Origin of the sequence: Herbaspirillum seropedicae (assembly GCF_001040945.1) — a bacterium.
GTDB lineage: Bacteria > Pseudomonadota > Gammaproteobacteria > Burkholderiales > Burkholderiaceae_D > Herbaspirillum > Herbaspirillum seropedicae.
The window spans coordinates 5,125,790-5,148,718 of the sequence record NZ_CP011930.1 but is presented as its reverse complement, the minus strand read 5'-3'; the positions used below and the strand labels follow the sequence as shown (position 1 = coordinate 5,148,718).

Annotated in this window: 19 protein-coding genes; 10 read left to right on the top strand and 9 right to left on the bottom strand. The window is 64.5% G+C overall.

All coding sequences use genetic code 11. The annotated features are described in order from the left end of the window. Nucleotides 1–344: 344 nt before the first annotated feature. Nucleotides 345–1,646 (bottom strand): UDP-N-acetylglucosamine 1-carboxyvinyltransferase, encoded by a 1,302-nt coding sequence (locus ACP92_RS22450; protein WP_013236421.1) that lies wholly within the window; start codon nt 1,644–1,646, stop codon nt 345–347. Nucleotides 1,647–1,859: 213 nt separating this feature from the next. Between ACP92_RS22450 and ACP92_RS22445 the strand changes: the two genes are divergently transcribed. Then, the gene (locus ACP92_RS22445) at nt 1,860–3,017 is read left to right on the top strand and encodes a serine hydrolase (protein WP_013236420.1); all 1,158 of its coding nucleotides are present in this window, start codon (nt 1,860–1,862) and stop codon (nt 3,015–3,017) included. Between the two features lie 10 nt (nt 3,018–3,027). Here ACP92_RS22445 and ACP92_RS22440 read toward each other — a convergent pair whose 3' ends face one another. The 7 genes from ACP92_RS22440 to xylF form a co-directional block, all read right to left on the bottom strand. Further along, nucleotides 3,028–4,455, bottom strand: a complete 1,428-nt coding sequence (locus ACP92_RS22440) for a sensor domain-containing diguanylate cyclase (protein ID WP_013236419.1) — start codon at nt 4,453–4,455, stop codon at nt 3,028–3,030. Between the two features lie 142 nt (nt 4,456–4,597). Then, on the bottom strand, nt 4,598–5,524 hold the full coding sequence (locus ACP92_RS22435; protein ID WP_041311336.1) for an L-fucono-1,5-lactonase: 927 nt from the start codon (nt 5,522–5,524) through the stop codon (nt 4,598–4,600). A 1-nt stretch (nt 5,525) separates the two neighbouring features. Then, nucleotides 5,526–7,310 carry an IlvD/Edd family dehydratase gene (locus ACP92_RS22430; protein ID WP_013236417.1) on the bottom strand — a complete coding sequence of 595 codons (1,785 nt, stop codon included), beginning with the start codon at nt 7,308–7,310 and terminating at the stop codon, nt 5,526–5,528. Between the two features lie 33 nt (nt 7,311–7,343). Continuing rightward, entirely contained in the window at nt 7,344–8,135 is a 792-nt protein-coding gene (xylB, locus tag ACP92_RS22425) for a D-xylose 1-dehydrogenase (protein WP_013236416.1), read from the bottom strand. A 263-nt stretch (nt 8,136–8,398) separates the two neighbouring features. Then, entirely contained in the window at nt 8,399–9,556 is a 1,158-nt protein-coding gene (locus tag ACP92_RS22420) for a sugar ABC transporter permease (RefSeq protein WP_013236415.1), read from the bottom strand. Between the two features lie 25 nt (nt 9,557–9,581). Next, nucleotides 9,582–11,138, bottom strand: a complete 1,557-nt coding sequence (xylG, locus tag ACP92_RS22415) for a D-xylose ABC transporter ATP-binding protein (RefSeq protein ID WP_013236414.1) — start codon at nt 11,136–11,138, stop codon at nt 9,582–9,584. Nucleotides 11,139–11,240: 102 nt separating this feature from the next. Then, entirely contained in the window at nt 11,241–12,221 is a 981-nt protein-coding gene (gene xylF, locus ACP92_RS22410; protein ID WP_374726462.1) for a D-xylose ABC transporter substrate-binding protein, read from the bottom strand. A 377-nt stretch (nt 12,222–12,598) separates the two neighbouring features. On the opposite strand from xylF, the gene ACP92_RS22405 reads away from it, so the two are divergent. The 6 genes from ACP92_RS22405 (at nt 12,599) to ACP92_RS22380 (ending at nt 19,966) form a co-directional block, all read left to right on the top strand. Further along, complete coding sequence (locus ACP92_RS22405) at nt 12,599–13,855, top strand: XylR family transcriptional regulator (protein WP_041311335.1); 1,257 nt, start codon at nt 12,599–12,601, stop codon at nt 13,853–13,855. Further along, nucleotides 13,852–14,916 carry an aldose epimerase family protein gene (locus ACP92_RS22400; protein ID WP_013236411.1) on the top strand — a complete coding sequence of 355 codons (1,065 nt, stop codon included), beginning with the start codon at nt 13,852–13,854 and terminating at the stop codon, nt 14,914–14,916. Before ACP92_RS22405 ends, ACP92_RS22400 begins: the two co-directional genes overlap by 4 nt. Nucleotides 14,917–15,139: 223 nt before the next feature. Next, on the top strand, nt 15,140–15,568 hold the full coding sequence (locus tag ACP92_RS22395; protein WP_013236410.1) for a hypothetical protein: 429 nt from the start codon (nt 15,140–15,142) through the stop codon (nt 15,566–15,568). After that, nucleotides 15,565–16,017, top strand: a complete 453-nt coding sequence (locus ACP92_RS22390; protein ID WP_013236409.1) for a DUF2442 domain-containing protein — start codon at nt 15,565–15,567, stop codon at nt 16,015–16,017. Before ACP92_RS22395 ends, ACP92_RS22390 begins: the two co-directional genes overlap by 4 nt. A gap of 315 nt (nt 16,018–16,332) precedes the next feature. Beyond that, nucleotides 16,333–17,382 carry an NAD(P)-dependent alcohol dehydrogenase gene (locus ACP92_RS22385; protein WP_013236408.1) on the top strand — a complete coding sequence of 350 codons (1,050 nt, stop codon included), beginning with the start codon at nt 16,333–16,335 and terminating at the stop codon, nt 17,380–17,382. 493 nt (nt 17,383–17,875) lie between these two features. Beyond that, a complete protein-coding gene (locus tag ACP92_RS22380) occupies nt 17,876–19,966 on the top strand; it encodes a TonB-dependent receptor (RefSeq protein ID WP_013236407.1) in 2,091 nt (696 codons plus the stop codon). A 24-nt stretch (nt 19,967–19,990) separates the two neighbouring features. Here the strand turns inward: ACP92_RS22380 and ACP92_RS22375 are convergent, their stop codons facing one another. Further along, nucleotides 19,991–20,947 carry a LysR substrate-binding domain-containing protein gene (locus ACP92_RS22375; RefSeq protein ID WP_013236406.1) on the bottom strand — a complete coding sequence of 319 codons (957 nt, stop codon included), beginning with the start codon at nt 20,945–20,947 and terminating at the stop codon, nt 19,991–19,993. A gap of 153 nt (nt 20,948–21,100) precedes the next feature. On the opposite strand from ACP92_RS22375, the gene ACP92_RS22370 reads away from it, so the two are divergent. The 3 genes from ACP92_RS22370 to ACP92_RS22360 are packed head-to-tail and all read left to right on the top strand — an operon-like array spanning nt 21,101 to nt 22,926. After that, nucleotides 21,101–21,727: an FMN-dependent NADH-azoreductase gene (locus tag ACP92_RS22370; RefSeq protein WP_013236405.1), complete on the top strand. Its 627-nt coding sequence runs from the start codon at nt 21,101–21,103 to the stop codon at nt 21,725–21,727. A gap of 12 nt (nt 21,728–21,739) precedes the next feature. Next, nucleotides 21,740–22,048, top strand: coding sequence for a YciI family protein (locus ACP92_RS22365; RefSeq protein WP_013236404.1), 309 nt, complete (start codon nt 21,740–21,742; stop codon nt 22,046–22,048). Between the two features lie 53 nt (nt 22,049–22,101). Then, complete coding sequence (locus tag ACP92_RS22360; RefSeq protein ID WP_197516708.1) at nt 22,102–22,926, top strand: alpha/beta fold hydrolase; 825 nt, start codon at nt 22,102–22,104, stop codon at nt 22,924–22,926. Nucleotides 22,927–22,929 lie beyond the last annotated feature (3 nt).

The window sequence follows — 22,929 nt, the reverse complement described above, 5'->3', positions numbered from 1 at the left end:
CGCACATCGGTCTACGTGACCTCAACTGCCGCCACGGCGTAGACTAAAGGCGGCAATTCTGCGGGTCTGCTCCGCGTTGAACTATCGAATAAATGTGATTTATTCAATCAACAAGCACTTGTTTTGGCAGCCTTCAAAAGACGGTCGGAGGGTGCGGGAGATGAAGCAGAAGAAAGTGGCAGGCCATCAGAAATCGCATTGCCAGGGGGAATGTGCGGGCGCAGCCGGTCCCTTGCCGATACGCTGCCAATGCGCAAAAAAAACCGACGCAGGAGCACGGCTCCATGCGTCGGATGCCATTTGCTGGGAAGGGCGGACCGGCTTGCCGGTGCAGGCAAGTCGCCTCAGTCTTCCTCGACCCAGTCCACCACCGCGCCCAGCGAGCGCAGGTTTTCCACGAACTTGGGATGGGCGCGCCGGATCGGCAGGGCGTTGCGGATTTCCGAACGGCCTTCGATGCTGGCCGCCACCATGAACAGCGCAATGGCCACGCGGATGATGTAGGGACTCTCCACCGAGGCCGGCGACAGCGGCAGTCCGCCGAAGGTGATCAGGCGATGCGGGTCGCCCAGGAAGACGTGCGCGCCGAACTTGGAGAGCTCGCTGCTCCAGCCCATGGCGCCGTCATAGATCTTGTTCCAGAACATGGTATTGCCCTCGGCCTTGACGCCCAGCGCAATGAAGATGGGCAGCAGGTCCACCGGCAGGTAGGGCCAGGGCGCGGCTTCGACCTTGGTCAGGATATTGCTGGTGAAGGGCTTGACCACCTTCAGCGGCCCGTTCTGGCGGGTGTGCGACCAGCCGTTCTCATGCACCACTTCCACGCCGAACTTGGCGAAGGTGCGGTCGATCAGCGGGAACTGCTGCGGCGCGCTGTTGCGCACCCGCACCTGGCCGCCGGTGATGGCGCCCATGGCGAGGAAGGTGGCGATCTCGTGGAAGTCTTCATCGAAGCGGAACTCGCCGCCGCCCAGCGGGCCGCCGCCCCGCACGCTCACGCGAGAGGTGCCGAGGCCCTCGATCTGCACGCCCAGCATGGCCATGAAGCGGCAGAACTCTTGCACGTGCGGCTCGGAGGCGGCATTGGTGAGGACCGACGTGCCTTCGGCGCTGGCCGCGCACAGCACGAAGTTCTCGGTGGTGGTCACCGAGGCGTAGTCCAGCCAGTGGTCATTGGCCTGCATGCGGCCAGGGGTGCGGATGATGAGCGAATCGGGACTGCTCTCGACCTGCGCACCGAAGCGCTGGAACACTTCCACATGCGGATCGATCTCGCGCACGCCCAGGGTGCAGCCCTTGACGTCATTCTCCAGTCGCGCCACACCGAAGCGCGCCAGCAGCGGCGGCACCAGCATGATGGAAGAGCGCATCTCTTCCGGCAGGTGGTGCAGCTTGGGGTCGAAATGGGTATCGCGGTGATGCAGTTCCAACACCCCGCTGGCATAGTCCACCGTCACCTCGCTGCCGAGCACGCGGAAGATCTCGAGGATCTTCTTGACGTCGGTGATCTCGGGAATGCCGATCAGGCGCAGCGGCTGGTCGGTCAAGAGAGTGGCGCAGAGGATGGGGAGGACGGCGTTCTTGTTGGCGGAGGGGATGATGTCGCCGCGCAGCGGACGGCCGCCGTGTACGATCAGATTGGACATGGGACGAATGAAGGGATCAGGCAGACAAAGGCAATGGGACAGATTATGCGCCGCCAGCCCCGCGCCGGGGAAGGATTTTTCTGCCGGGTTGCCTGGCTGACATCACTGCCGGAAGGCCGCAGGGGCTGCACCAAAGTCCAAGTTTCCGTATCATGGCCCCTCTCTGGAAGAATGCACCCACCAAGCTTTGTAAGGTTTCTAAGGTTTCCGACGATGTTGAGCACGCTGCGGCCCCCCTACGGTCACGCCACCCCCCTGTTCCTGTCCTTGCTGCGCCGCGCCGGCGCAGTGGCCCGTCTGATGATGTGCAGCCTGCTGGTGCTGATGCTGGCCACCCTGGCCGGCAAGTTTTCCGAGGCCCAGGCGGCCGGCTCCAGCGCCGGCAAGCATCGCAGCGCCGCCACCGGCGCCAAGGGGCGCAAGCGCACGGTGCGCAAGAAGGCCAGCGCCGACAAGCCGGCCCGCACAGCGCGCTCGCGCCGTGCGCTGCGCCGTCCGGCGGCAGCGGCGGCGGTTGCGGGTACAGCGGCCACGGCAGCCACAGCGGCCACAGCCACCCCGGCCAGCGCGCCGGCCTCGGGCAAGCCGGAGCTGCTTGCGCGTTGCGGCTTTACCGAGGCCTCGCGCCGGCACATCTTCTCGCGCGGGGTCTATGTCCTCGATGAACAGACCGGCACGCCCCTCTTCGAGCGCAATGCCGATACCGTCGCGCCCATCGCCTCGGTGACCAAGCTGATGACGGCCATCGTCTGGCTGGACCAGAAGCAGCTGGCCATGGGCAACCGCCTGGAAGTGACCGAGGATGACCTCGATACCCTCAAGTTCACCCATTCGCGCCTGGGCGTGGGGGCCAGCCTGTCGCGCGCGGACATGCTGCACATCGCCCTGATGTCGTCCGAGAACCGCGCCGCTGCAGCGCTGAGCCGCGACTATCCGGGCGGCCGCCCGGCCTTCATCGCGGCCATGAACGCCCGCGCCCAGGCGCTGGGCATGAGCCATACCCACTTCGAGAACGCCACCGGCCTCTCGCCGGAGAACGTCTCCACCCCGCGCGAGCTGGCTGCACTGGTGCAGGCGGCCAACCGCTACCAGTTGATCCGCAATGACTCGCTGGACAAGCAGAAGATGATCAACATCGGCCGCGGCCAGTTGCAATACATCAACTCCAATCGCCTGATCCGCTATGGCCAGGTCAATGCCAGCGTGCAGAAGACCGGTTTCATCAACGAGTCCGGCCATAACATGGTCTTGCGCATGCTGGTGCATGACCGCCGTCCGGTGATCGTCACCATGCTGGGCAGCGGCAGCGCCGATGGCTCGCGCCTGGACGGCGTGCGCATCGCCAAGTGGCTCAACTGCTCGCTCAATTGAGCCAGCGCCGCTACAGGCTGTGCTTGTTGCGGCCGTCCTGCTTGGCGCGATAGAGCGCGGCGTCGGCGTCCTTGACGACGTCTTCGATGCTGCTGTGGTGCTCGCGCAGCAGCGAGGTCACGCCGATGCTGACGGTGAGGATGTCAAAGGGACTGCGCTCGTGCGGGATCTTCAGGCTCTGGATGGCGCTGATGATGCGCTTGGCCACATGGGTCGCGCCCACCGTGTCGGTGCCATTGAGCAGCACCACGAATTCCTCGCCCCCATAGCGTCCCGACTGGTCGGACAGCCGCGAGACCGCCGCGACGATGCAGCGCGACACCGCCATGAGCGCATAGTCGCCGGCCTTGTGACCATAGGTGTCGTTGTAGAGCTTGAAGAAATCCACGTCCACGAACAGCAGCGAGAAAATGGCGTCGGGGTTCTCCTCGGCCCTTTTCCAGGCGCGCGCCAGGGCTTCGTCCAGGGCGCGCCGGTTGAGCAGGCTGGTGAGCTTGTCGGTGCGCGCCAGCTCTTCCAGTTGCTGGTCCAGCGCGCTGCGCCGTTGCAGTTCCACGCGCACGCGCCGGATCAGGTAGATGCTGGCGATGCAGAAGCTGGCCATGAGGAACAGCACCGCATAGAGCATGTTGTACCACTCGCGGAAGATACGCGCCCCGGTGCGGCCGATGAAGACGGTCCAGCCGGTGCCAGGAACGCGCGCGAAGGTGTAGAGCCAGCGCGGCCCATCCTGTTGCGCGCGGGCGAAGTAGCTGCCCTGGGCCGGACCCGATGGAGAGAAGATGCGTTCGAGGTCCTCGGAGATGTTGAGCCGCGAGCCGATGAAGGCTTCGTTGTAGGGAATGCGCATGTAGGCCAGGCCATCGGCCGAATAGAGCGAGATGACGCCGTCGTTTTCCAGCGTCAGGCCCTGGAACAGATCGCGGAAGTAGTCGAGGTAGAGCACCATCAGGCTGATGCCGGCAAAGCTGCCGTCCGGCTGCGCCAGCCGCTTGGACAGCACCACCACTTGCATGCGCCGCTCCAGCCGTACCGTCAGGGGCGCAGAGATGTAGAGCCCGGTATCGCCCTGGGCGTGATGGGTCTGATGGGCCGTGAAGAAATCGCTTTGCGCATAGGGACCGGGCAAGATCTGGGACAAGGCCGCCGAGCCCACCACCAGCTCGCCGTCGGTATCGACGATGCCCAGCGCGGCGACATAGCGTGCCTCGATATTTTCGCCCAGCAGGAATTCCATCTTCTGCTGCAAGGGCATCTCGTGCAGCTGGGTATGCCGGTAGCGCCAGGTCAGGCTGTCCAGGGCCAGCGTGAGCAGCTCCACGTTGCGCGAGATGGAGCGCTGGGCAATGCGGGCGATGTTGGCGCCATGCTCGATGGCGGCGCGTTCGACCTGCCTGTGGCTCTGGTAGAGCACGGCGCAGCTGACGGTGGCCGTCATCAGCGCCAGCACCCAGATGGTGTATGTGAAAGTGCGTTTTAGCCGTTTGATTTTATTCCCCCTACCTTTTCTTTAACCAGGCTCTCGATAAACATCGCATAGGCCTTGGTGCTTGACAACGAAAAGGCAGAGGAGCAAAACGCTATGTCAATAACCCATAAATGCGGGCCGAGGATTCGCCCCAGAGGGCGTCCTGGTCACTGGGACAAAGCCGGGTGGCGGACCATTCGCGCACCACGGTCACCACGCGGGAATAGGAGGCGGCCAGCAGGCAGACCGGCCAGTCCGAGCCGAACATGAGGCGTTGCGGGCCGAACAGGTCCAGCGCCGTATCCAGGCATTGCACGATGTGTTCGAAGTCGCGCGTGCAGAGGCCGCGCAGCCAATCGGCTTCGGTCAGCAGCCCCGAGATCTTGCAGGCCACGTGCGGCATGGCGGTCAGTTCGCGCAACTCCTGGCGCCAGCGCTCGAAGGCGGCGCGGCCTTTGCGGAATTCCTTCAGGGCCGGTTTGCCGAGGTGGTTGAGCACTACCCAGTGCTGGTCATGGCGGGCGCAGAACTGGCGCAGCTGCGGCAGATGACGTTCATGCGCCAGTACATCCAGCGTATAGCTGCGTTCCTGCAGCCAGCGCACGCCCTGGTCCAGCGGCGCCGGGGTGAGCAGGGTGTTGGCGTCATCGTGTTCCTGCAACTGGTGGCGCAGTCCCAGCAACTTGTGACGGCCCCAGCGCTCCATCTGCTCGGCCAGGTCGGGCGCAGACAGGTCTTCCCAGCCGATGATGCCGGCGATGCGCTTGTCGCGCCGCGCCATCTCCAGCAGGAACGCGGTTTCATCGCGGCCCTGGCGCGCTTGCACCGTGATCGACGCATGCAGCCCCTGGGCCTCCAGCAGCGGCTGGAACTGATAGGGCAGGCGATCCTGCGCCAGCAGGTCCATGCCTGCGCCTATCCAGGGATAGTCTTCCGAGCGATAGCGCCAGAAGTGCTGGTGGGCGTCGATGCGCAAAGGCGTCTTGCACCGCCCTGCGGGCGGCGTTGGCATGCGCACTTCACGGTGCAGGGTCAGCATGTCAGTGATTGTGCCGGGGCAGGGTCTGGGCCACACCCTGGTACTTCAAGGCCAGTTCCATGCAGGCGCCGGTCTCCAGCTGGCCGACCGTGCTGCGATAGATTTCCTGCCAGGGCGTCTGGCTGGGCGGCACCGGCGGGATGCCCTCGCTCTTGCGGCGCGCCAGCTCTTCCTCGCTGACCAGCATGTTGCACTCGCCGGTGTTGAGGTCGATGCGCACGCGGTCGCCATCGCGCAGGTAGGCCAGGCCGCCACCGACGGCGCTCTCGGGGGAGGCGTTGAGGATGGAGGGGCTGTCGGAGGTGCCCGACTGGCGGCCATCGCCCAGCGTCGGCAGGGTCGATACACCGCGCTTGATCAGGGCGTCGGGCGGTTGCATGTTGACTACCTCGGCCGAACCGGGCCAGCCCACCGGGCCGGCGCCACGGATGGCCAGCAGGGTGTTCTCGTCGATCTTGAGCGCCGGGTCGTTGATGCGGGCGTGATAGTCGTCCGAACCATCGAAGACCACGGCGCGGCATTCGAAGATGTTCTCCTGGCCGGGCGTGCTGAGATAGCGTTCGCGGAAGGTTTCCGAGATGACGCTGGTCTTCATGATGGCGAAGTCGAACAGGTTGCCCTTCAACACCAGGAAGCCGGCGCGCTCGCGCAGCGGGGCGGCAAATGGGTAAATCATTTCCCGGTCGTTCGATGCCCGGCCCTGCAGGTTCTCGGCCATGGTCTTGCCGGTAGCGGTGATGCGCTCGGCGCGCAGCTTGCCGGCCTGCTGCAGTTCCCACATGATGGCCGGCACGCCGCCGGCGCGGTGGAAGCGTTCGCCCAGGTACTTGCCGGCCGGCTGCATGTTCAGCAGCAGTGGCACGTCGTAGCCGTACTTCATCCAGTCTTCCGACTGCAGTTCCACGCCCGCATGGCGCGCCATGGCCATGATGTGCGGCTGGGCATTGGTGGAGCCGCCGATGGCGGCATTGACCACGATGGCGTCGAGGAAGGCGTCGCGCGTGAGGATGGCGGAAGGACGCAGGTCTTCGTAGGCCATGCCGACGATGCGCCGGCCCGTCTCATAGGCCATCTGGCCGCGTTCGCGGTAGGGCGCGGGAATGGCCGAGCAGCCGGTCAGCGACATGCCCAGGGCCTCGGCCATGGCGTTCATGGTGGAGGCGGTGCCCATGGTGTTGCAGTGGCCGGACGAGGGCGCGGAGGCCGCCGCGATCTCCAGGAATTTCTCGTTGTCGATGCTGCCTGCCGAGAGCAGCTTGCGGCCCTTCCAGATGGCCGAGCCGGAGCCGACCAGTTCGCCATCCATCCAGCCGTCCAGCATGGGGCCGCCGGAGAGCACGATGGCGGGGATATCGACGGTGGCTGCGGCCATGATCTGCGAGGGCGTGGTCTTGTCGCAGCCGGTGGTGAGCACCACGGCGTCGATGGGATAGCCGTGCAGGATTTCCACCAGGCCCAGGTAGGCCAGGTTGCGGTCGATGGCGGCGGTGGGGCGGCGGCAGTTCTCGAAGATGGGATGCAGCGGGAATTCCATGGGAATGCCGCCGGCATCGCGGATGCCATCGCGCACCCGCTTGGCCAGCTCCAGGTGGATGCGGTTGCAGGGGCTGATGTCGCTGCCGCTCTGGGCGATGCCGATGATGGGACGTCCCGAGCGCAGCTCCTCGGCCGTGATGCCGTAGTTCATGAAGCGCTCCAGGTAGAGCGCGGTCATGTCGATGTGGTCCGGGTTGTCGAACCAGTCCTGGGAGCGGAAGCGACGGGGGGTGGCGTTTGGCTTGTTCATGGATTCCTCGGGGCCGAAAGGCGTGTGGATAGGTTACGCGCCCAGCCAGCCGGCATCGACGTAGTACTCGCGGCCGGTGCACTTGGCGCCGCTGTCGGAGGACAGGAACAGCGCCAGGGCAGCGACATCATGCGGATCGACACGGGTAGGCAGGCATTGCGCAGCCAGGATTTTCGCCTCTTCTTCGGGGGTGTGCCAGAGCAGGGTCTGGCGCGGGGTACGGATGGCGCCGGGAATGATGGCGTTGACCCGCACGCCATCGCGGCCAAAGTCGCGCGCCATGCCGTGGGTCATGCCTTCGATGCCGGCCTTGGCGGTCATGTACAGGGTCAGGTCAGGCAAGCCGAGATGCCAGGAGATGGAGCCGAAATTGAGGATCACGCCCTGCTTGCGCTCGCGCATGCCCGGCAGCACGGCCTGGGCGCAGAAGAACTGGTGGCGCAGGTTGACCGCCAGGCGTTCGTCCCAATAGGCGGGCGTGACGTCGGCGGTCTTGTGACGGTCATCATTGGCGGCGTTGTTGATGAGGATGTCCACCCCGCCCATCACCGTTTCGATCTCGGTGAAGGTGGCGCGCAAGGCTTCCAGGTTCATCAGGTTGCAGGGGAAGAAGCGCGGCGCGATCGGCGCATCCTTGAGCGACGCCACCAGCGCCTGCGAGGGCTCGGCGGCGATATCCAGGAAGCACACCTGTGCGCCTTGTCCGACGAAGGCTTCCACCAGGGCCGCGCCGATGCCGCTGCCGCCGCCGGTGATGACGACCCGCTTGCCGGCGAGGCTGCGATAGAGGGCGTGTTCGAATGCGGGGGTGGTGGCTGCGGTCATGCTTGGTACTCCAGAGGATAGGATGGGCCGCAGGTGCGGCCCGGAAAATTGATCAGGTCATTCGGAGAAGAAAACGGATGTCGTTTTCATCCCCTTCCGTTCGGACTGAGTAGCGGCATGGCCGCGTATCGAAGGCGCTCCTACGTTTGCGCCAGAGCGCCTTCGATACGGCCCAAGGGCCTACTCAGTCCGAACGGTAGTCAGTTTTTTGCGTCACGTCAGTCAGTCGTCCGAACGGTATTGAGGCCATCGCCTTGCCAGGTTCAACGGCCCGAACGGGTGCTCACATCGACCCACACCGCCAGCACCAGGATGCTGCCCTTGACGATCATCTGCCAGTAGGTGCCTACGTCCAGCATGGACATGCCGTTGTCGAGACTGGCCATCACCAGCGCGCCGATCAGCGCGCCATAGATGGTGCCGGAGCCGCCGCGCATGGAGGTGCCGCCGATGAAGCAGGCCGCGATCGCATCCAGTTCGCCCATGTTGCCCGCCGAGGGCGAACCGGCAGCCAGGCGCGCGGTGTTGACCAGGCCGGCCAGCGCGCACATCACACCCATGATGCCGAACACCCACAGCTTGACCGCCTGCACATTCACGCCCGACAGGCGGGTGGCTTCCATGTTGCTGCCCACCGAATAGATGCGGCGGCCAAACACGGTCTGCGTGCTCACGTAGCTGAACAGGCCCAGCAGCGCCAGCAACAGCAGCACCGGCACGGGGATGCCGTCATAGCTGTTGAGCGTGCGCACGAAGGCCAGCAGCACCGCACCGATGACGACCACCTTGAGCGCATCGCGCCAGAGCGCCGCCAGCGGCAGGCCATGGCGGCTGCGGTTCACGCGGCTCATCCAGGTCAGCGCGACCGCCAGCACGAACAGTGCAATGCCCAGCGCCACGCCCATCTGCGGCGGCAGGTAGCCCTGGCCGAGGTAGACCATGTTGTCCGACACCGGGGCGATGGTCAGGCCGCCGGTGATGCCCAGCAGGATGCCGCGGAAGGCCAGCATCCCGCCCAGGCCGACGATGAAGGAGGGAATGCCCAGGTAGGCGGTGAGATAGCCATTGAGCAGGCCCAGCGCCAGGCCGAAGCCCAGCGCCAGCACCAGGTTCAGCGCCAGCGGCAGGTGGTGGCTCACGTCCAGCAGCGCGGCGAGGCCACCCAGCAGGCCCAGCAGCGAACCCACCGACAGGTCGATTTCACCGGCGATGATGACCAGCACCATGCCACAGGCCAGGATGCCGGTCACCGACATCTGGCGCAACAGGTTGGAGAGATTGCGGGGCGTCACGAAGCCGCCATCGGTCATGAAGCTGAAGAAGCCCCAGATGATGGCGATGGCGATCAAGAGCGCAATGATCTTGTAACGGCGGAATACCTGCTTGAGGTCGGCCATGCTGGCCAGGGTGCTTGAAGTCATACCGGATTCACCTTGTGGTTTTTGTTCAGCCCGCCGCCGCACGGGGCGTGGCCTGTGGCACGGGTTGGTTGATCGCTGCGGCCAGCACGGTTTCCTGGCTCAGGTTGTCGTTGACGAAGTCGCCGCGCAGGCGGCCTTCGCCGATCACCAGCACGCGGTCCGACACGCCCAGCACCTCGGCCAGTTCGGAGGAGACCATGATGATGGCCAGCCCGGCCTTGGCCAGTTCGGAGATGAGGCGATAGATCTCGGCCTTGGCGCCGACGTCCACGCCGCGCGTGGGTTCGTCCAGGATCAGCACCTTGGGCTGGGCCAGCAGCATCTTGGCCAGCACGGCCTTTTGCTGGTTGCCGCCGGACAGGCTGGTGATGGGCAGGAAGGGCGTGGCGGTCTTGACGCGCATGCGGCCGATCTCGTCCTGGATGGTCTTGAGTTCAGCGCTGCCATCGATGCGGCTGCCGCGCGAGAAACGGTTGAGCACGGTCAGGGTGATGTTCTGGCCCACATCCAGATCCGGCACGATGCCATGGTGCTTGCGGTCTTCCGGCACCATGCACAGGCCGCGGCGGATGGACTTCAGGGGCGAGCTGGTATCGGCCGGCTTGCCCTCCAGCAGCACCTGGCCTTCGTAACGCCCGCGATAGGCGCCGAAGATGGCCGACACCAGTTCGGTGCGGCCCGCGCCGACCAGGCCGGCAATGCCCAGGATCTCACCGCGACGCACCGAGAAGGACACGTCATCGACGCGCTTGCGGCGCGGATTGTCGATGTCGTAGCAGGTGATGTTGCGCGCCTCCAGCACCACCTCGCCGATGGCGTGGTTGCGTTCGGGGTACATGGCGGTGATCTCGCGGCCGACCATCTGGGTGATGATCTTGTCCACATCCATCTCTTGCATTGGCGTGGTGGCGATGTGCTTGCCGTCGCGGATGACCGAGATGGTGTCGCAGACCTCGGCCACTTCGTCGAGCTTGTGCGAGATGTAGACGCAGGCCACGCCACGCGCCTTCAGGTCCTTGATGATCTTGAGCAGCACGCCGATCTCGGAGGCGGTCAGCGAGGAGGACGGCTCATCCAGGATCAAGAGGCGCGCATCCTTGTTGAGCGCCTTGGCGATTTCCACCAGCTGCTGGTGGCCGCCGCCATATTGCGAGACCGGCAGGGCCACGTTGATGTCGGGCATGTTCAGTTCGCGCATCAGTTCTTCGGCGCGGCGATACATGGCCGGGTAGTTCATGCGTCCACCGGGCAGGGTGATCTCGTGGCCCATGAAGATGTTCTCGGCCACCGACAGCTCGGGCACCAGCATCAGTTCCTGGTGGATGATGACGATGCCGGCGGCTTCGGTGTCGCGCACCGAATGGGCCTGCAGCGGCTTGCCATCCCAGAGGATCTCGCCCTCCCAGGTGCCGTGGGGATAGACGCCGGAGAGGATCTTCATCAGCGTGGACTTGCCCGCGCCGTTTTCACCGCACAGGCCCACGCATTCGCCGGGCCGGATCTTGATGTCGATGCCGTTGAGGGCGCGCACACCGCCAAAGCTCTTGACGATGCCTTTCATTTCTAACAGATACTCGGACATGCCTGTTCTTTCCAGTAAGTCTCCGGGGTCTGCGCGCGGAGGATGCGCAGACGGCGATGCCGGCTGCCACGGGGGGAGCAGCCGGCATGCTTGACTCAGGGATCAGCGGCCGTCGATCTGGGCCTGGGTGTAGAAGCCGTCATCGACCAGGACCTTGACGTTTTCCTTGGTCAGCAGGATGGGCTTGAGCAACAGGCTGTCGACCTTCTTGAAGCCGTTGTCATACTGGGCGTTGTAGGTCGGCTTCTCGTTGCGGGCCAGTTCCACGGACAGCTTGGCTGCCTCGGTGGCGATCTGCTTCAAGGGCTTGTAGACGGTCATGGTCTGGGTGCCGGCCACGACGCGCTTGACCGCGGCCAGGTCGGCGTCCTGGCCCGAGACCGGCACCTTGCCGGCCAGCTTCTGCGCCGCCAGGGCCTGGATCGCACCGCCAGCGGTGCCGTCATTGGACGCCACGATGGCGTCGATCTTGTTGTTGTTGGCCGTCAGCGCATTCTCGACGATGGACAGCGCCTCGGTCGGGTTCCATTCCTTGACCCACTGCTGGCCGACGATCTTGATGTCGCCCTTGTCGATGTAGGGCTTCAAGGCCTTCATCTGGCCTTCGCGGAACATCTTGGCATTGTTGTCGGTGGGCGAGCCGCCCAGGAGGAAGAAGTTGCCCTTGTTCTTGACCTTGAGGATGCCCTCGGCCTGCATTTCACCGACCTTCTCGTTATCGAAGGAGATGTAGGCATCGACGTCGGCGTTGAGGATCAGGCGGTCATAGGAGAGCACCTTGATGCCGGCCTTCTTGGCTTCCTTGATGGTGTTGGTCAGCACCGTGGCGTTGAAGGGGACGATGACGATCACGTCCACGCCGCGCGAGATCAGGTTCTCGATCTGGGAGATCTGGCGCTGCTCGCTGGCGTCGGCCGATTGCACGTAGACCTTGGCGCCCAGCTTTTCAGCCGCGGCGGTGAAGAAGTCGCGGTCACGGGCCCAGCGCTCCACGCGCAGGTCATCGATGGAAAAACCGATCTTGGGATTCTTGGCGTCGGCCATGGCGCTGCCGGCCACCATGGACAGGGTGGTCACGGTCATCAGCGCCAATACGGTCTTCTTCAGCATTGCCTTCATAGTCCAGTCTCCGATTTGAATTGAATTTGAATTGATTATGATTTTTGAAGCGGCGTTGTCCGGTGGAAAGAGTCATCCCCAAGAGTGATCCCTTTTGGGGCATTCGCTTCCGGAGGGCGCGTGGGGCCAAGCTGGTCCGGTGGGGGTCACGCCGCATGATGGTGCGAAGGGGATACTAGCCCCGCGCCAATCCAATCTACAATTACGAAATTCACCAAACGTCATAGTGATTCTTTTTGTTGCAGGAGCACATATCGGCCAGTACGGCGATGACTCGCTACAATTCCTCACCAGATAAAAAAACGGCGCGCCCGGCGACGCCGCCAGACAGGAGACAGAGCGTGGCAAAAGCACCCACGGTGCACCGGATTGCGTTGCTCTTCAATGGCAACAAGATCTTTGACCGCGAAATCATCGCCGGCATCGGCGAATACATCAGCAGCACCCGCGCTTCCTGGGACCTGTACCTGGAAGAGGATTTCCGCTGCCGCCCGCAGGGCATCGAGCGCTGGGCCGGGCACGGCATCATTGCCGACTTCGACGACCCGGTCACCACGGCCGCGCTGGAAGGGGTGCAACTGCCGGTGGTGGCCATCGGCGGTTCCTACGCCGATCCCTCCCAATACCCGGCCAATCGCCCCTATGTGGCCACCGACAACTACAAGATGGTCAAGCTGGCCTACGATCATCTGATCGAAGCCGGCCTGCAGCATTTCGCCCTGTTCAGCCTGCCCGAGTCCGATTGCAACCGCTGGGCCCAGGAGCGCGAACGCATCTTCACCGACCTGACCGGGGCCGACGGCATCGCTGGCCATATCTACCGGGGCGTGGGCACCAGCGCGCAGTCCTGGGATACCGCCGTGGAGCAGCAGATCGCCTGGGTGCGCAGCCTGCCCAAGCCGGTAGGCATCATTGCAGTGACCGATGCGCGCGCGCGGCAGTTGCTGCAGGCCTGCCTGTTCGCCGGCATTGCCGTGCCGGAACAGGTGGCCCTGATCGGCATCGACAATGATCCGCTGGCGCGGGTGTTGACGCGCATTCCGCTCAGTTCGGTGATCCAGGGCAGCGTGGAAATGGGCCGCACCGCTGCCCACCTGCTGCACCAGATGCTGCATGGGGCGCGTTTTCCCGACACCCGCATCATGGTGCCGCCGGTGGGCATCAATGTGCTGGCCTCCAGCCGCCACGAGGTGCGCAACCATCCGCATGTGATGCAGGCGCTGCATTTCATCCGGCAGTACGCCTGCCAGGGCATCAAGACCGACCAGGTGGCCGATTACGTGGGCATCTCGCGCTCCTCGCTGGAATGGTATTTCCGCCGCGAGCTGGGCCGTAGCGTCCACGACGAGATCCTGCGCTTCAAGCTCGACGCCGCCAAGCGCCTGCTGGAGCAGGCCGGCAGCCATGCCGCCGAGATCGCCGTGAGTTGCGGCTTTACCTCGGTGCAATACATGCACGCCGTCTTCAAGCGTGAACTGGGCTGCACGCCCAGGGAATACCAGGAACAATTCGCCGCCGGGCTGGAGCGCGCAGCCGCGCCTGCCGCCCGGCAGAAAAAGAAATCCGCAGGGACCACCCTACTAGAACCGACACGATGACGCACTTCACACTCTCCCACACCACCGCCGCCAACGGCGTCCAGCTCTACACCCTGCGCAACCACACCGGCATGCGCGTGACCATCAGCAACCTCGGCGCCAGCATGATCAACTGGTGGGCGCCGGACCGCTATGGCCGCGAGGCCGACGTCCTGCTGGGCTTTGCCGATGTGCAGCAGTACCAGCACAATCCGGCCTATTTCGGCGCCATCGTGGGCCGCTGGGGCAACCGCATCGCCGCTGGCCGTTTCAACCTCGACGGCGTGGCGCACCAGGTCGATTGCAATGAAGGGGAGAATCACCTGCATGGCGGCGTGGAAGGCTTCCACCGCCAGTTGTGGCAGGTCCAGCCTGATCCCGAGGGCTTGCGCCTGATGCTGGTCTCGCCGGCTGGCCAGGCCGGCTTTCCCGGCACGGTGATGGCCTCGGTGCTGTACCGGCTGGACGACGAAGGCCAACTGCGCATCGACTACACCGCCACCAGCGACGCCGCCACCCCCATCAACCTGACCTCGCACGCCTACTTCAACCTCAACGGCGGCGCCAGCGACATCCGCGACCACATCATCGCCATCGATGCCGACGCCTATCTGCAGGTCGATGCCAAGCTCATCCCGGTGGGCCGCGCCGAGGTGGCCGGCAGCGCCTTCGATTTCCGCCAGCCCGCGCCCATCGGCCCCCGGCTGGACTGGCCCGATCCGCAGTTGAAGCTCGCTGGCGGCTTCGACCATTGCTATTGCCTGCGCAGCGAGCGCGAGCCCGCCCCCGGCGAAGGCCGCATCGCCCAGGCCCTGCGCGAGGTCGCCACCGTCTATGAGCCGGGCTCGGGCCGTGAGCTGCGCGTGTCCACCACCGAGATCGGCCTGCAGTTCTACAGTGGCAACTTCCTCTCCGGAGTCGAGGGCCGGGGCGAACAGCCGTATGCCATCCATGATGGCTTCTGCCTGGAGGCGCAGTCCTATCCCGACCAGGTCAATACCCCCTTGTGCGAAGCCGTGATCCTGCGGCCGGGGCAGGTGTATCGGCAGACCACCGCTTATCGGCTGGGTGTGCGGGACTGACAAAATTCGAACAAGGCAGTGATAGATGACTGTTGCTGCTGACATCTCCCTTCTTCCTCCCTAGCCTCTTCCGATTGCGTGCTGCTCACGGCAGCGACGCAATCGCTCCCCTTCCCGTCACCCGGTGTTGTATCTACGCTCCATGCTGTTACGTCATGGGGCCTGGTTCGTCCGCAAGACTTGCATTGGGGCCATCCTTCAAATAACCTAACGGCTAGGTTTTATGAGAATCTGCACTTACCAAGGCTTGGTGGTTTCTCTATTTACGCGCAACGAACATTGCCCACCGCATGTTCATGTTGGTAGCGGGCGATGGGAGGCGCGTTACCGGTTCAGCTTCTGGCATAACGGCGTCGCCTTGTGGGATGTGATCCCCTTGGCTCATGCGCCCAGCGCTGCTTTGCTGGAAAAACTGCGCCAAGTGATCGAGGAGCCGGTCCATGTGCGGCGCGCGCGCCAGTGTTGGTGGCTCAGCCGCCATACCGTCTGCCTGGACAACCAGCAGTGGGATGCGCGGGCCGAAGAGATCGTCAGCCCGAATCAGTATCGGGTGGCGGCCATGGACATCCTATGGGCGCGCTACGATCCCTGGCATGACCGGACCTTATTGCAACTGGTGGGCCAGCGCGGCCCCTTGGAGATTGAACTATGACGACGATCAAGGCGAAGAAGCGGGACAACGAGCCGGTCACCGAAGAAGTGATGGAACAGGCCATTGCGGTAGGACGCCGACGCCGCGCTGCCTCCCCCCATGCCACGCAGGTGAGCTATCTGCCGCAATGGGAGGCCTTGGCGGTGCATTTCGCTGATCAGACGGCGATTCTTCTTCCCGTCGCCAATTACGCGGAACTGGCTTCGCTCACCCGCGCCGAACTGGGCCGGATCGAGCTCGGCTACGCCGGCAGCGCCTTGTGCCTGGAAGAACGCGATCTGCATGTCTCCATCGCAGGACTGGTGGCCGCCAGCACTTCACTGATGAAGCTGGCCTCTACCGTGATTGCTACCCGTAACGGCGCACGCAGCACTCTCGCAAAGACCCTGGCGGTGCGTGAAAATGGCAAGAAAGGCGGGCGTCCGCGCAAGTCTGGTGCGGCTGGATAGAAGCCGGCCGTGCATACGATGGGCCCGGCGCTTTCGGCGTGGCCCTGCATCGGAACTAATCCCCACCCCCCACAGCCCAACCAACCCGGGCTGCCTGATCCGCTTCATCAGGATCGGGCGCAATCACTGTGGCCAGCGTCTTTCCGGGCAAGCGCTGCCGCGACCATTGCCGCTGCCGTCGTGGATTTTTAGGCAGAAATCACCGAGCAATAGGTCTGTCCGGCAGCTTGCCGCTACGCCACACTATCCCGTCCCATGACAGGCTCCCCTTTATCGGCCTGTGCATCTTCAACGCCAGCTTACTCAGGAGATCCCATGCAAGTACACGCTTATGGCGCCCACGCGGCCGACAAGCCGTTGGAACACCTGCACATTACCCGTCGTGCCACCGGCGCCCACGACGTCCAGATCGACATCGCCTATTGCGGCATCTGCCACTCCGACCTGCACCAGATCCGTTCCGAATGGGCCGGCACCCAATATCCCTGCGTCCCCGGCCATGAAATCGTCGGGCGCGTGGCCGCCGTGGGCGCGCACGTGAGCAAGTTCAAGGTCGGCGATGTGGTCGGCGTGGGCTGTATCGTGGATAGCTGCCAGAGCTGCCCGGACTGCGACGAAGGCCTGGAAAACTATTGCGACAACATGGTCGGCACCTACAACGGCAAGACCGACGACGCCCCCGGCTGGACCATGGGCGGCTACTCGCAGCAGATCGTGGTGCATGAGCGCTACGTGCTCAACATCCGCCATCCGGAAGCCGACCTGGCCGCGGTTGCGCCGCTGCTGTGCGCCGGCATCACCACCTATTCGCCGCTGCGCCACTGGGGCGCGGGTCCGGGCAAGAAGGTGGGCGTGGTCGGCATCGGCGGCCTGGGTCACATGGGCATCAAGATCGCCCACGCCATGGGCGCGCATGTGGTGGCCTTCACCACCTCCGACTCCAAGCGCGCTGATGCCAAGGCGCTGGGCGCCGATGAAGTCGTGGTTTCGCGTAACGCCGAGGAAATGGCCGCGCATGCCAAGAGCTTCGACTTCATCCTCAACACCGTGGCGGCACCGCATGACCTCGACGCTTTCCTGGCGCTGCTCAAGCGCGAAGGCACCATGACCCTGGTGGGCGCGCCGGCCACGCCGCATCCCTCGCCCAACGTCTTCAACCTCATCCTGAAGCGCCGCTCGCTGGCCGGCTCGCTCATCGGCGGCATCCCCGAGACCCAGGAGATGCTGGACTTCTGCGCCGAGCACGGCATCGTCGCCGATATCGAACTCATCCGCGCCGACGAGATCAACACCGCCTACGAGCGCATGCTCAAGGGCGACGTCAAGTACCGCTTCGTGATCGACAACGCCAGCTTGGCGGCCTGATCGCATCCAATCCTCAGCAACCGTTCGGACTGAGTAGGCCCTCCTGGGCCGTATCGAAGGCGCGCATGATGTTGACCCGCAGGCGCGCCTTCGATACGCGGCTATGCCGCTACTCAGGACGAACGGGTAGGTGGCAATTAGCGGCAGAAGAACAGCGCGGATGCCAACTCGACGACAAGAATCTACTTCTCCAATCCTCTACAACCGTTCGGACTGAGCAGGCCCTCCTGGGCCGTATCGAAGGCGCGCATGATGTTGACCCGCAGGCGCGCCTTCGATACGCGGCCATGCCGCTACTCAGGACGAACGGGTAGATGGCAATCAGCGGCAGAAGAACAGCGGGGCATGCCAACTGCATGCGACAAATTGCCACATTCATTAATGTCGCATGCCAGTTTATTCTTGCCGCTCCTGATTTCCGTGCAGCATCGCAGGGGACGGCGGCGCTGGCTGCCGGGCGTTGCCGCATGCCCTCATTCCGACGACAAGACCAATGACATCCGTTGCAGCCCGACGCCGGCGCGCCCGCCGTCCTGATCACCTTCATCGCGTGCGCCCCTTGGTGCGCGCCACCGCCCTGGGCGGCCTGCTGGCCTTCTCCGCTGTACCTGATGCACTGGCCCAGTCCACTGCCAGTAGCGAGGACGCTGCGCTCACCCTGGGAACAGTAGAAGTCAGCGGCCGCCGCAGCGGCCCGCTGCAACTGCGCAATGTGCTGACCTCGGTCGACCTGATCGGTGCGGACCGCCTGCAGCAACAGCAGGTGTTGTACAACTGGGAGCTCTTCGCGCAGTCGCCCGGCGTGATGCTGACCCAATTCCGCCAGGGCAACGAGTCCGGCAAGCTGTCCTTCCGGGGCTTCAATGGCGAGGGCGAGGTCAATGCGGTCAAGCTGCTCATCGATGGCGTTCCCAGCAATGACAATGCCGGCGGCATGCCCTTCCTGGGCACGCTGTTCCCGCTGGACATGGCGGGCATCGAGGTCGTGCGCGGCACCAACGATGCACGCTATGGCCTGCACAACATCGCCGGCAACGTCAACATCCTCACCCGCCAGGGCGGCAACTACGACGAGGCGCGGTTGACCTACGGCAGTTTCAATACACGCCAGGTCCAGGTCGCCAAGGGCGTGGAAAACGGCAACTGGTCGCAGAACTATTTCCTCGGCTACGAAAAATCGGATGGCTACCGCGAGCATGCCCAGGCCGAGAACATCGCTTTTTCCGGCAAGTGGTTCTATACCAGCGATGATGGCCGTTACCGCACGGGCCTGAGCATCCGCCATGCCAACGCCTACGCCCAGGAGCCGGGCTATCTGACGGCAGAGGATGCGCGCGCCAATCCGCGTACCTCCTACGCCTATGCACAATCCGACGGCGGCAACCGCCAGCTCGATCAGGTCAGCCTGCACTTCGATGGCGATATCGATGACCAGCTTGCCGTCGGCGCCAAGCTCTACCTGAACCGCGTGCGCGACCAGCGCTGGCTGCGTTATTCCTCCACCACCTCGCAGCAGGAACGGCTGATCGATGAAACCCATTACGGGCTCATGACCACGGCCACCTATCGGCCACAGTGGAAGGCGCTGGAAGGGATGAATGATCTGGCTCTGGAGGGCGGATTCAACGTCGAGCGCCAGGAAGACCAGAGCCCGCGCTTCAACACCGTCAACAAGGTCCGGGTGACGCAGACCCGCGATCATCACTTCACCTTCGATACCTTCGGCGCATATCTGCAGGCGGTGATCAAGCCGGTGGAATCCTTCAAGATCATCCCCGGCTATCGGGTCGACAAGGTCGGCGGCAGCTTTAGCGATCCCTCACGTGGTGTGCGCTATGGCATCCAGGACTATGGCGTGATCAGGCAACCCAAGCTCAGCGTCGTCTACGCCCCCATCAAGCAGGCCAGCCTGTATGCCAACTGGGGCCGCACCTTCCAGGTCGGCGCGGGCGCGGCGGCCTACAAGTCCAACAACAACGATCTGCGTCCCTCTATCAACGATGGCTGGGAGAGCGGCGTGAAATTCACTCCGGTCGAGTGGCTCGATGGCCGCCTCGCATGGTGGGAGCAGCGCGCCTCGGACGAGGTCAAGCGCCGCCTCAACGATCCCACGGGCGATTCCGAAAACGTCGGCCGCACCAAGCGCAGCGGCGTGGACCTGCAGCTGAACCTGCGCGCCGGCAAGCGCACCACGATGTGGCTGGCCTACTCACGCCAGCGTTCGGAAATCATCACGCCCGATCCCACCGCCCCGGCCACCATCGGCAAGGAAATCGACCACGTTCCGCGTTACCTCTTCTCCGGCGGCGTCGATTACCAGGCCACCGACTATCTGAAGCTATCGACCTCGTTGAACGGGCAGGGCAGCTATTACCTGACGACCGCCAACACCGGCGGCAAGTTCGGCGGCTATACCCTGGTCGATGCAAGCGCCAGCTATCAGGTCTCGCCCACGCTGGCGCTGGAGTTGCAGGTCAAGAACCTGGCCAACCGCTACTACGAGTATGTGTGGATCAATGACCAGACCCGCCACGCACCGGGTGATGGGCGGGCGGCGTACCTGTCGGCCAAGCTGACGTATTGACAGCGTTGTGCAGCGCCCCATCAGTCACCGGCGGGGTTTCTTCTTCTTGGCCAGCAGGGCCAGCAAGGCGTCATTCTCCTGCTGCATCGTTTGCGACAGTTCCACCGCAAGGAACTCGATGAAGGCGCGGACCGCCGGCACCAGCCCGCGCCGCGAGGGAAAGACCGCATGCAATTGATGCGGGGCGCCGCGATACTGCGGCAGCACCACCACCAGCTCGCCGCGCGCGATGGCGCCGTGCGCCACATTGAAGGGCAGCAGCGCCAGTCCGACGCCGCCGATGGCGGTCTGCATCACCAGCTGCATGTCATCGGTGACCATGGCCGGTGCGTAGTCGATCTCGGCCACCTCACCGTCCGGTCCCTGCAGACGCCAGCGCTGCGCCTGGCCGGGCAGGCCGCCGGGGCCCAGGCCGCGCTGGCCCTGCAGGGATTGCACCGTATCGAAGGGACCGTGCGCACGTACATAGGCCGGGCTGGCTGCCAGCACCTGCTGGCTGGTGCCGAAGGTGCGCACCACCAGGCTGGAATCTTCCAGCGTGCTCCTGACCCGCATGGCCACGTCGAAGCCTTCGCCAATCACATCGACGCGCCGGTTGCTCAGTTCCAGCTCCAGCCTCACATCCGGGTGGGCGCACAGGAAGCGCGCCAGCAGCGGCGCCAGGAACACATGCGCCACTCCCATGGGAGAGCTGACCCGCAGTCGTCCGGCAGGGCGGGCGCCGGCATGCTCGGTCACCTCCACGGCGGCGCGCGCGGCATTGGTCATGGCTTCGCAATGGGTGAAGAAGGCCGACCCCACCTCGGTCACGCGCACCACGCGGGTGGAGCGTTGCAGCAGCCGCACCCCCAGCCGCTGTTCCAGCTCGGCCACGCGCCGGCTCACACGCGACTTGGGCGTGTTCAGCGCGCGCGCCGCCGCCGAAAAGCTGCCATGCACCACCACTGCGGCAAACAGGGCCAGATCATTGAGGTCTTCCATGAGGCCTCCGCCAGGAATAAAGCCCCGATTATAGATGGCTCATTGTCCTATGGATGGAACAATCTGGTGCGCTGGCGGTGGCTAGTGCAAGCCTTTCCTGCTCGGTATCGTGGCGCCTGTCGTCCCCTTACCGATTCCCGAAAGGACCTTGCCATGAAGATTCTCCATCTCGATTCCAGCATCCTGGCCGAGGCCTCGGCCTCCCGCGTGCTCAGTGCGGCCGTGGTCGAAGAGCTGCGCATCCTGCATCCCACCGCCCAGGTCAGCGTGCGCGACCTGGCCGCCGCTCCTATTGCCCATCTGGATGGCCCTATCGCCGCCGGTTTCCGCCAGCCCGGCGCAAACCACGCCAGTCCAGAAGTACGCGCCGAACAGGCGCTCTCCGAAACGCTGGTCAGCCAGTTCCTGAATAGCGATGTCATCGTGCTGGGCGTGCCGATGTACAACTTTTCCATCCCCAGCCAGCTCAAGGCCTGGCTGGATCGCGTGGCCCAGCCGGGACGCACGTTCCGCTATACCGAGAACGGCCCGCTGGGATTGTCGGGCGAGAAGGCCGTGATCATCGCCTCCACGCGCGGCGGCATGTATTCCAGCGGTCCGGCCGCCGTGATGGACCACCAGGAGGCGTACCTGAAGGCCTTCTTCGGCTTCCTCGGCATCGAACGCGTGCGCTTCGTGCGCGCCGAGCGGCTGATCAAGGGAGCGGAGCTGCGCAGCCAGTCCATGCGCGCTGCACTCGATGAAGTCCCGTCCGTGGTGGCGGGCCTGTTTGCCAACTGAAGGAGCGCCGCGATGATCTTCTCTGTCGTATTGACCTATCTCCGTCCCATCGAGGAAGTGAACCAGCACCTCGATACCCACAAGGCCTGGCTGGCCGACAACCTCAGGCAGGGACGCATACTCCTTGCCGGTCCCCTGGCCGCAGGCGGCGGTGGCCTGGTGCTGGCGGCCTGTGCCGATGAGGCCGAACTGGCGGTGATGATGGCGCAGGATTGCTTCATTGCCCAGGGCGTGGCCCGCTATACGGCGCACGCCTGCGAACCGGCGCTGGCCGCAGCGGCTTTCCCGGCGCAGTGGGCGCCGTCGGCGCGTTTCATCTAGAACGCATCTCACGCCTATTTATGAAATGGGTTCTAGCAGTCATGGCGCAAGCCATGATCAGCGCTTTTCACTGGCGCCGCATCGGCGCGCAACTGCTGGCACTGCTGGCGGGGACGGCAGCGATGTTGTTCCTGATCCCTCTGTCCTGCGCAGCGCAAAACATGATGAACGACAAGCACAATGCCATCGATATCGTCCTGGTCCACGGCGCCTTTGCCGATGGTTCCAGTTGGTCACAGGTGATCGCCCTGTTGCAGCAGAAGGGCTATCGCGTCACCGCCGTGCAGAATCCGCTCTCCAGTCTGGCGGATGACGTCAGCGCCACGCGCCGGGTGATCGACCGGCAGCCGCATGAGGTGTTGCTGGTCGGGCATTCCTGGGGTGGCGCGGTGATCACGGCAGCGGGCAATGCGTCCAAGGTACGCGGGCTGGTGTACCTGTCGGCGCTGGCGCCGGACAGCGGCCAGAGCGTGGCGCAGATGTTGCAGCGGCTGCATGCGCCGATGTCGGGAATGCAGCCCGACGCCGATGGCCTGATCTGGCTGGATGATGCTGCGGCCTATGCCCAGGTGATGGCCGGCGACGTCTCGCCTGAGCAGGTGCGCCACCTCGCCGCCGTGCAGCAGCCTATCGCCGCCGCGGCCTTTGGCGAGCCGCTTGTCCATGCCGCCTGGCGCGACAAGCCGAGCTGGTATCTGATCACCGAGGGGGACCAGGCCTTGCCCACGGCGGTGCAGCGCAAGCTGGCCACCCTCCTTGGGGCGCGGACGCGGCAGCTCATCTCCAGCCACATGTCGCTGGTGTCGCATCCGCAGGTGGTGGCCGATTTCATCGAACAGGCCGCCCAAGCCATCCAGGCGCAAGACCCGTCGCCTTGACCT

Coding starts and splice junctions, on each gene's coding strand:
- ACP92_RS22390 (WP_013236409.1), top strand. CDS start 15,565: ATGACGACGATCAAGGCGAAGAAGCGGGACAACGAGCCGGTCACCGAA.
- ACP92_RS22385 (WP_013236408.1), top strand. CDS start 16,333: ATGCAAGTACACGCTTATGGCGCCCACGCGGCCGACAAGCCGTTGGAA.
- ACP92_RS22400 (WP_013236411.1), top strand. CDS start 13,852: ATGACGCACTTCACACTCTCCCACACCACCGCCGCCAACGGCGTCCAG.
- ACP92_RS22395 (WP_013236410.1), top strand. CDS start 15,140: ATGAGAATCTGCACTTACCAAGGCTTGGTGGTTTCTCTATTTACGCGC.
- ACP92_RS22420 (WP_013236415.1), bottom strand. CDS start 9,556: ATGACTTCAAGCACCCTGGCCAGCATGGCCGACCTCAAGCAGGTATTC.
- xylG (WP_013236414.1), bottom strand. CDS start 11,138: ATGTCCGAGTATCTGTTAGAAATGAAAGGCATCGTCAAGAGCTTTGGC.
- ACP92_RS22375 (WP_013236406.1), bottom strand. CDS start 20,947: ATGGAAGACCTCAATGATCTGGCCCTGTTTGCCGCAGTGGTGGTGCAT.
- ACP92_RS22380 (WP_013236407.1), top strand. CDS start 17,876: ATGACATCCGTTGCAGCCCGACGCCGGCGCGCCCGCCGTCCTGATCAC.
- ACP92_RS22430 (WP_013236417.1), bottom strand. CDS start 7,310: ATGAACAAGCCAAACGCCACCCCCCGTCGCTTCCGCTCCCAGGACTGG.
- xylB (WP_013236416.1), bottom strand. CDS start 8,135: ATGACCGCAGCCACCACCCCCGCATTCGAACACGCCCTCTATCGCAGC.
- ACP92_RS22445 (WP_013236420.1), top strand. CDS start 1,860: ATGTTGAGCACGCTGCGGCCCCCCTACGGTCACGCCACCCCCCTGTTC.
- ACP92_RS22365 (WP_013236404.1), top strand. CDS start 21,740: ATGATCTTCTCTGTCGTATTGACCTATCTCCGTCCCATCGAGGAAGTG.
- ACP92_RS22360 (WP_197516708.1), top strand. CDS start 22,102: ATGATCAGCGCTTTTCACTGGCGCCGCATCGGCGCGCAACTGCTGGCA.
- ACP92_RS22435 (WP_041311336.1), bottom strand. CDS start 5,524: ATGCTGACCCTGCACCGTGAAGTGCGCATGCCAACGCCGCCCGCAGGG.
- ACP92_RS22450 (WP_013236421.1), bottom strand. CDS start 1,646: ATGTCCAATCTGATCGTACACGGCGGCCGTCCGCTGCGCGGCGACATC.
- xylF (WP_374726462.1), bottom strand. CDS start 12,221: ATGACCGTGACCACCCTGTCCATGGTGGCCGGCAGCGCCATGGCCGAC.
- ACP92_RS22440 (WP_013236419.1), bottom strand. CDS start 4,455: ATGACGGCCACCGTCAGCTGCGCCGTGCTCTACCAGAGCCACAGGCAG.
- ACP92_RS22370 (WP_013236405.1), top strand. CDS start 21,101: ATGAAGATTCTCCATCTCGATTCCAGCATCCTGGCCGAGGCCTCGGCC.